This window comes from Archangium sp. (genome assembly GCF_036388035.1).
Lineage (GTDB): Bacteria > Myxococcota > Myxococcia > Myxococcales > Myxococcaceae > Archangium.
In genome coordinates, this window is sequence record NZ_DASVSO010000114.1 from 1 (window position 1) to 7,130 (window position 7,130).

Annotated in this window: 10 protein-coding genes and 1 pseudogene; 3 read left to right on the forward strand and 8 right to left on the reverse strand. The window is 68.3% G+C overall.

Features of this window, described 5'->3' with window-relative positions; genetic code table 11:
- The 5 genes and pseudogenes from VF697_RS04995 to VF697_RS05010 form a co-directional block, all read right to left on the reverse strand.
- Positions 1-512, reverse strand: a 512-nt coding sequence (locus tag VF697_RS04995) for a hypothetical protein (RefSeq protein ID WP_331092330.1), incomplete at its 3' end; no start/stop codon positions are given.
- 81 nt (positions 513-593) lie between these two features.
- Positions 594-662, reverse strand: a pseudogene (locus VF697_RS43450) (SEC-C metal-binding domain-containing protein); the annotation flags it as partial.
- A 76-nt stretch (positions 663-738) separates the two neighbouring features.
- Positions 739-1,593, reverse strand: a complete 855-nt coding sequence (locus VF697_RS05000) for a tryptophan 2,3-dioxygenase (RefSeq protein WP_414641241.1) — start codon at positions 1,591-1,593, stop codon at positions 739-741.
- A gap of 99 nt (positions 1,594-1,692) precedes the next feature.
- Entirely contained in the window at positions 1,693-2,214 is a 522-nt protein-coding gene (locus tag VF697_RS05005; protein WP_331092331.1) for a cell wall protein, read from the reverse strand.
- Positions 2,215-2,418: 204 nt separating this feature from the next.
- Positions 2,419-2,904 carry a hemerythrin domain-containing protein gene (locus VF697_RS05010; protein ID WP_331092332.1) on the reverse strand — a complete coding sequence of 162 codons (486 nt, stop codon included), beginning with the start codon at positions 2,902-2,904 and terminating at the stop codon, positions 2,419-2,421.
- 215 nt (positions 2,905-3,119) lie between these two features.
- On the opposite strand from VF697_RS05010, the gene VF697_RS05015 reads away from it, so the two are divergent.
- From VF697_RS05015 to VF697_RS05025, 3 genes are read left to right on the forward strand one after another with little or no spacing between them, the layout of a single operon-like run.
- On the forward strand, positions 3,120-3,839 hold the full coding sequence (locus VF697_RS05015) for a lysophospholipid acyltransferase family protein (RefSeq protein ID WP_331092333.1): 720 nt from the start codon (positions 3,120-3,122) through the stop codon (positions 3,837-3,839).
- Between the two features lie 16 nt (positions 3,840-3,855).
- Positions 3,856-4,710, forward strand: coding sequence for an alpha/beta hydrolase (locus VF697_RS05020; protein ID WP_331092334.1), 855 nt, complete (start codon positions 3,856-3,858; stop codon positions 4,708-4,710).
- 8 nt (positions 4,711-4,718) lie between these two features.
- The gene (locus tag VF697_RS05025; protein WP_331092335.1) at positions 4,719-5,654 is read left to right on the forward strand and encodes a proline dehydrogenase family protein; all 936 of its coding nucleotides are present in this window, start codon (positions 4,719-4,721) and stop codon (positions 5,652-5,654) included.
- Here VF697_RS05025 and VF697_RS05030 read toward each other — a convergent pair.
- From VF697_RS05030 to VF697_RS05040, 3 genes are all read right to left on the reverse strand, one after another.
- Positions 5,651-6,046 carry a hypothetical protein gene (locus VF697_RS05030; RefSeq protein WP_331092336.1) on the reverse strand — a complete coding sequence of 132 codons (396 nt, stop codon included), beginning with the start codon at positions 6,044-6,046 and terminating at the stop codon, positions 5,651-5,653. The genes VF697_RS05025 and VF697_RS05030 overlap by 4 nt on opposite strands.
- On the reverse strand, positions 6,047-6,322 hold the full coding sequence (locus VF697_RS05035) for a PadR family transcriptional regulator (protein ID WP_331092337.1): 276 nt from the start codon (positions 6,320-6,322) through the stop codon (positions 6,047-6,049).
- 142 nt (positions 6,323-6,464) lie between these two features.
- On the reverse strand, positions 6,465-6,677 hold the full coding sequence (locus tag VF697_RS05040) for a hypothetical protein (RefSeq protein WP_331092338.1): 213 nt from the start codon (positions 6,675-6,677) through the stop codon (positions 6,465-6,467).
- Positions 6,678-7,130 lie beyond the last annotated feature (453 nt).

Consider the following 7,130-nt stretch of genomic DNA (forward strand, 5'->3'; position numbering starts at 1 on the left):
TTCTCCCGAGGGACGGGACGTTCTCCGCGCACCCGGAGCACCCTGCGCGCCACACGCACCACCGCGTCCGCCTCGATGGGGGGCAGAGGATGCGGGTACATCCCACAGAACACCGCCAGCCCTTCGTGCTCCACCATCCGCCCGAGCACGGCATCGCGCGGGCAGAGCTGCCGCGAGCCGCGCACCTCGTGGACGAAGCGCTCCTCCCCCCCCAACAAGTCCCGCACCCGCAGACCCACGCCCTTGTTCACCTCCCGCACCTCCCAGACGGTGAGAACAACGGGCCGCTGCGCGAGCAACCACGCCCGCTCCGCCTCTGTCAGCTTCGCGCCCCTCTCTTCGAGGAACCACTCCCGCACCGGGCGCCCATCCCACTCCCAATGGTGCATGGCCCAGGGCATGAGGAGCTGCATGTCGGGAGGCTCGAACTCGAACCCGGGGTCATCGTAGAAGGCCTCCGCCGCTTCGAGCAGCCAGCCCCGGCCGAAGCGCCGATCGGCGTAACGCCCCATCACCTCCACCAATCGCTCATCTTGCGTGTGCAGGAGACTTCCCGGAGAGGCCACAGGCCGCTTCGCCGCCGCCTCCTTCCCGGCACAGCACCGCTTGTACTTCTGTCCGCTCCCGCAGGGGCACGGCTCGTTCCGTCCAGGCGCACGCATGGGTTCTCCTCCTGGCCCACTCGAAAAGTAGGGCTCAGGGGGTGACCTTAGCAGTCGGCCTGTCGCGGTGTGAGTCCTACCTTCCGGACGGGGGAGCGAGCTCGGTGCGCACGTCCCAGAGCTCGGGGAAGAAGCGCAGGTCCAACGCCTTGCGCAGGAAGCCCACGCCCGAGGAGCCGCCCGTGCCCGGCTTGAAGCCGATGACTCGCATCACCGTCATCATGTGGCGGTAGCGCCACAGCTGGAAGCGCTCCTCCACGTCCACCAGCTTCTCGGCCATCTCGTAGGCATCCCAGTGCTGCTCGGGCTTCTCGTAGATGCGGCGGAACACCTCCACCACCGCGGCGCTCTTCTCATACGGCTGGCGCCAGTCGCGCTCCACCCGGTCCGCGGGCAGCGCGTGGCCCGTGCGCGCCAGGTGACGCAGGAACTCGTCATACACACTGGGCGAGCCCAGGAAGCGCTCGAGCTGCGCGTGCACGCCAGGCATGTGCTTGAAAGGCCCGAGCGACTGCTCGTCCTTGTGGCCCAGCAGGAACTCCAGCGCGCGATATTGATAGCTCTGGAAGCCCGAGGCCTGCCCCAGCGCGCCCCGGAACTCGAGGTACTCGTTGGGTGTGAGCGTCTCCAGCACGCTCCACTGCTCGAAGAGCATGCGCTGGATATGACCCACGCGCGAGAAGATCTTGAACGACGGCTCCAGGTTGTCGTTCTGGATGTAGCGGATGACGGCCGTCAGCTCATGCACGAGCAGCTTCATCCACAGCTCGCTCGTCTGGTGCTGGATGATGAAGAGCAGCTCGTCGTGGTGGGGCGGCTGCGAGCGGGGCACCTGCGCGGTCAGCAGCCTGTCCAGCTGCAGGTACTCGCCGTACGTCGTCCGTCCGGCCAGCTCGGTGAAGATTCCGGGTTCCAGCTCGCGCTTGTTCATGCGAACAAGAATGACGGGCACGCCCCGGGCCCGCAACAACCGGGCCCTCCCCGGTGAGAGGGAGGGCCCAGGGGACTCCGATTCAACTGGAGCGCGCCATTACCCCGCGTTCTTCTGGGCGGCCTCGGCCAGCGCCTTGGCGGCGGCGCGGCCACGCGGCAGCTTGACGTCCTCCACGCTGTTCGCCTCGGCGTAGTCCGACCAGTCGCTCGGACGGCGGTTGGTCTTCTCCAGCATGCGCAGCTTCTGGTAGTGCGCCGCGCAGTAGCCCTTGGTGCGGCTGGGCTTGCCGCAACCCCGGATGGCGCACTCGCGCGCCCCGCCCTCGGCCGCCGGCTTCCGGCCGCGACGCTTGCCCCCACCGGTCGCCGCCGCGGGAGCCGAGGCCGCCCGAGCCGGACGACCCGGACCCCGACGGCCCGGCGTCGCCGCACGGCCACCGGCCGTGCCGAACAGGGGACCCACCGCCTCGGCCAGCGGCGCCAGCCGCTCCGCCACGCTGCGCAGCGAGTCGAGATCAGACGTGCCCGCCTCCAGACGCGACACCAGGTCGCGCAGCGGCTTGAGCTGCGCCTCGATCTCGTTACGCACCATCTCCCGGAATGCCTTATCGATCGACATGCTCGTGTATCCTCTCCTCCCCCAGCATTCTCGAGGGGCCGTCCCAGTTGTGAGACGGCTCAACTGAGGGGTTGTGCAGTGGGGGCTGTTTTAAAACACAGGCCCTCTGATAACTCCACAAATACACGAGTCGCAGATGAAAACTAATAAAAGATTGCGTCTACGGTCTTGGCCTGACACTCACCTATACGCCCGTTCAGGCACTCAAGGACTGATAGAGCAATCATCGTCGGATGAGTCCAACCCTCGGAACGAAGGACGGGCCCGGCGCATTTCCAACCATAAAGCCTCGCGTGTGGCCGCGACGTTCCTGACGAGGTCCAAGGCTTCTTCCTCATCCAACGCCGCGGACAGCCGGGGGAAGAGTTGCAGCTCCAGGCACAGCACGTGCGCCACCGCCGCGTCCTCCAGCGCCATCAGCCGCGCGAGCCACTCCAGGCTTCCCGCCGGATAGTACTCCAGCTCGGCCATCAGCTCGTGCATGGCCAAGAGGACCTCGGCCTCCTGCAGGGCGCGCGCGTGCCCCTCCACGCGTACCACCAGCGGCTGCAGGTGACGCTCCGTCACCCGCACGTGCAACCGCACCTCCTCGAGCAGCTCCCCCACCCGCTCCGCCAACGGCTGCGTGCCCTGTACCTCGTCTAGCGACTCGAAGCACGCCAGCAGATCCCGTTGCTTCCCAGACAGCATCTCGAATGGCCCCATGGCCCCGCAACCATCGGCACCGCGTCAGGGGCGGACAACCACCACCACTGGACGTATTCCAGCGCCCACGCTCCCCCGCCTTCCTGACAGGCGTTGAAATCAGCAATGGCTATACCACTTTCCCGGCAGGCGGGAAGTTGGCAGGCAGGCGAGCGGAGCGGGTGTGTCATCCCAGCGGGGCATCGCCATCTTCAGGCCCCGTGGACACCGCCCCGAGCCCCATTCAACGCGCCTTCTTCCGCTTCGCCGAGACGGGCGCGGCGCTGTCCGCGCTCTACCACCGCGCACGCCTGCTGGATGCCGAGCACCTGCCGGCCCACGGGCCGGTGCTGCTCGTGGGCAACCACGGCCTGTGGGGTTACGAGACGCCTGCTTTCTTTCATTTGATACATCGAGCAACAGGCCGCTACCCCTTGGGGCTCGCCGAGCGGGGGTTCTTCAAAATCCCCCTGGTGAGAACCGTTCTGCCCTGGCTGGGGGGCGTGGAGGGGACGCGGGAGAAGGCGTTGCACTCCCTGCGGGAGGGACACCTCGTCGTCTGCTACCCGGGGGGCGCGTGGGAGACCTTCAAGAAGCCCCGCCACCACTACACGCTGCGCTGGGAGGGGACGCTCGGTTTCGTGCGGCTCGCCGCCCTGGCCGGCGTCCCCATCGTCCCCTTCGCCGGCTTCGGGGTGGACGACACCTTCCTCTGCCCGGATGACGAGCGCCTGAGTGTGCCGCTCGCCCCCGGGGAGAAGTACCGGGTGCCGCTGGGCATTGGCCTGGGCCCGCTGCCCCTGCCCGTGAAGATGACCTTCGTCGTCGGACAGCCGTTGCAGCCGCCTCCCGCCAACGCGCCCGAGTCCCGACTCCAACACTTCCGCGACCGCGTGGCCCACACCGTGCGGCGCCTGCTCGACCGGGCCTGCCATGCCTGAAGGCACCTTTCCCGTCATGCACTCCCCTTCCGCCATGCACCGGCTCGTCCCCGAGCCCGAGGAGATTCAGCAGGGCTATGAGCTGCCCTGCGAGCACCGCCGGGTGCGCGGGGCCAACGTGCGGCTCTTCACCTTCCCCGACGGCAGCCAGGACGTGTCGCGCACCGTGCTGTGTCTGCCCGGGCTGGGAGCTTCCGGCCGCTCGTTCGCGCCCATGCGGCCCCTGGCGCCCGAGTGGCGCTTCCTCCTGTGGACGCCGCCGCTGGCCACGCCCATGACGCACACGCCGCTCCAGTGGAACCTCGCCTCGCTGCAACACCCCGAGGCCGGGCTCCCCGAGCGCTTCGCCCTGGTGGGTTCCTCCTTCGGCAGCCTCATCTCCCTCGCCTACGCGCTGGCGCACCCCGAGCGGGTGAAGGCCCTGGTGCTGGTGTCGCCGGTGGCCAGCGTGCACCGGGTGCGGCGCTGGGCCCTGGCCCTGTCCACGCTGGTGCGCATGCCCAAGCCCTTCGCCTACCTCTTCGCCCCCACCGTCGCGCGGGTGTTGGGCGGGCGCCAGCTGCCCCCCGAGGGCCGCTCCGAAATCGTCCGCGAGGCGCGCCGCCTCTCCCCACTGGAGTTGCTGCGGCGGCTGGAGGACATCCTCGCCGCGGACTACGTGGAGAGTCTCGAGCACCTGCGCGTGCCCACCCTCATCATCCACGGCGCCCGGGACCTGCTGGTGCCGCTGTCGTACGCCCGGGACGTGGCCGCGCGGATTCCGGGCTCGCGCCTGGAGGTGCTCCGCGAGGCGAGCCACCTGCCGTACATGAGCCACACGCAGGCCTTCAACGCCTTCGTCGACGACTTCCTCTCGCAACACACCCCGTGAATCCCACCATGGACCAGGCCACCCAACTGTCGCGCTCGGCGCTGCTGTTCCTCTCTCGCCAGGAGGGCTTGAAGGACGTCGCCACCGGCGTGCCCGCGCTGCGCCGCATCGCCCAGCGCTTCATCGCCGGCGAGACGCTGGAGGAGGCCGTCGCCGCCGTGAAGGAGCTCAACGCGCGCGGGCTGACGGTCTCCTTCGACCACCTCAACGAGGCGGTGCGCAACGCCAGCGAGACGCGCGGCGAGGTGCGTGAGTACCTGCGGCTGCTCTCGCGCATCGACCAGGTGGGCGTGCGCGGCAACGTGTCGCTGAAGCTGACGCAGTGCGGGCTGCTCTTCGACAGGGAGCTGGCGCTGCGCAACGCGCGCGAGGTGGTGGCCGAGGCGAAGCGGCGCGACACCTTCGTGCGCGTGGACATGGAGCAGGGCGAGGTGACGCAGGCCACGCTGGACGTGGTGCGCGCGCTGCACCGGGAGTTCGGTGAGCCGCACGTGGGCGCGGTGCTGCAGAGCTACCTCTACCGCACCGAGGCCGACGCGCGCGCCCTGTGCGCCGAGGGCATCCGCATCCGCCTGTGCAAGGGCGCCTACCTGGAGGGCCCCGGGGTGGCCTACCAGGAGAAGAAGGACGTGGATGACAACTACGTGCGCGTCATGCGCGTCCTGCTCGACAGCGGGCTGTACCACGGCATCGCCACGCACGATGAGCGGATGATTCAGGAGACGCTCGCGTACGCCCGGAAGAAGGGACTGCCACGCGGCGCCTTCGAGTTCCAGATGCTCTATGGCATCCGCCGGGACTTGCAGGAGCGGCTCGCGGCCGAGGGCTGGCCCGTGCGCGTCTACGTGCCGTATGGCAGGCACTGGTACCCGTACTTCATGCGCCGGCTGGCCGAGCGGCCCGCCAACGTGTGGTTCGTGATGAAGAACCTGGTGAAGGGCTAGGGCCCCAGCGCCTTCTTCACCGCGCCGGCGACGCGCAGCACCAGCTCCAGCCCCGTGTGGGCGAGCACCCAGAAGGTGGTCGACGCCACCTTGGCCCGCACCTTCCACTTCGGCGCGCCCTCGCGCACCAGCGTGTGGATGAGCTCGAGCGCGTCGCCCATCTGCTCGTTGGCGATGCGCGCGGGCACATACATGCCGAGCCTGTCGAAGGTGCGCTGCGCGCGAACGACGACCGAGGAGGGCTCGGGAGGCGGAACCGGGGGCAGGCGCTGGACGGGAACGAGCGCCTCGGTGAACACGGAGCGGCGCGAGTCCGTCAACCCGTCCTCGTACGCTCCATCCAGGCAGAACGCATCCAACACGGACAGCTTCGGGCGATGGTCCTCATCCATTCAAACTGCCTCCGCGGGTTGCAACAGGTTGAGCAAGGCCGTCCGCTGCTCCCTGGCCACACGCCGCCCTTCCCCCGTCAGCTCGTAGTACCGCCTGGGCCGTCCCCCGCGCTCGGGCATGGGCTCGCCGTCGAAGCTGCGCAGCAACCCGTCCCGCTCCAGCGCCTTGAGCGCCGGATACACCGAGCCCTCGTTCAGGATGATCTTCCCGTGCGTCCTCTCCCGGACCCTCTCGATGATTTCCAGCCCGAATCCCCTGCCGCCCATGAGCGACATCAGGATGGCTGTCCTCGCGGAAACCGGAGTGTCCATGAGCCGCAAGGGTAACCGGAAAAACACGGAGCGCAACCTAGAAACTTGAGGTTGCCCCGCTTCTCGGAGACGTCGGACGCGTGCCCTTCCAGGCACGCGCGAAAGCTCAAGCGGAGAGCGCGATGAAGGCTCGCGGCTGGAGGGACTCGTCCTCCCGGAGAGGCTTCGGGGCGCGGGGCACGAAGGTGCTCGCGGGCAGTCGGCTCGGCGCCAGCACGGCCCGGCGAGACGTGGTGATTCCGTCCTCCAGGTCGTCCCACGCGCCCGCCCCGTACCCCCCCGGAGGGGGCTCCTCGACCCACAGGCTCTTCGGCGTCATCTCAACCACCTGAATACCCCCCTGGGCTGCGGCGTTGATGGTGACCAGAGCATCCTCAACATGTGAGGATTGCAATATTCCACTCGTGTTGTACTTCATCGGCCTTCCCCCCTGCGCTGTATACGGACCTGTAGTTCGGAACGGGTCGTTGTACTCAGCATCCAACCCGTCCTGACATGTCCTGGCCGTACCGGGAGAGCCCCCCCGGCGCCGGCAAAGACGGTTGAAGACCTGACGACCTGACGACCTGACAACGGGTAGCAGGACGGTGTACCCCAGGGGGGTGACACGTCCTGCCCTCCCCCCATGCACCGCCCATTTCAGCCATCTCGCGGGTTCTTTTCAACCTTCCGTTTCATCTGCTTTTACAGACTTTGGAGTCCTCGGATGTTTCCAGTGGGAATGAGCCTGCGTGGGCTGAAGACGCTGTGCCTCCTGGGGGGCCTCGCGGTC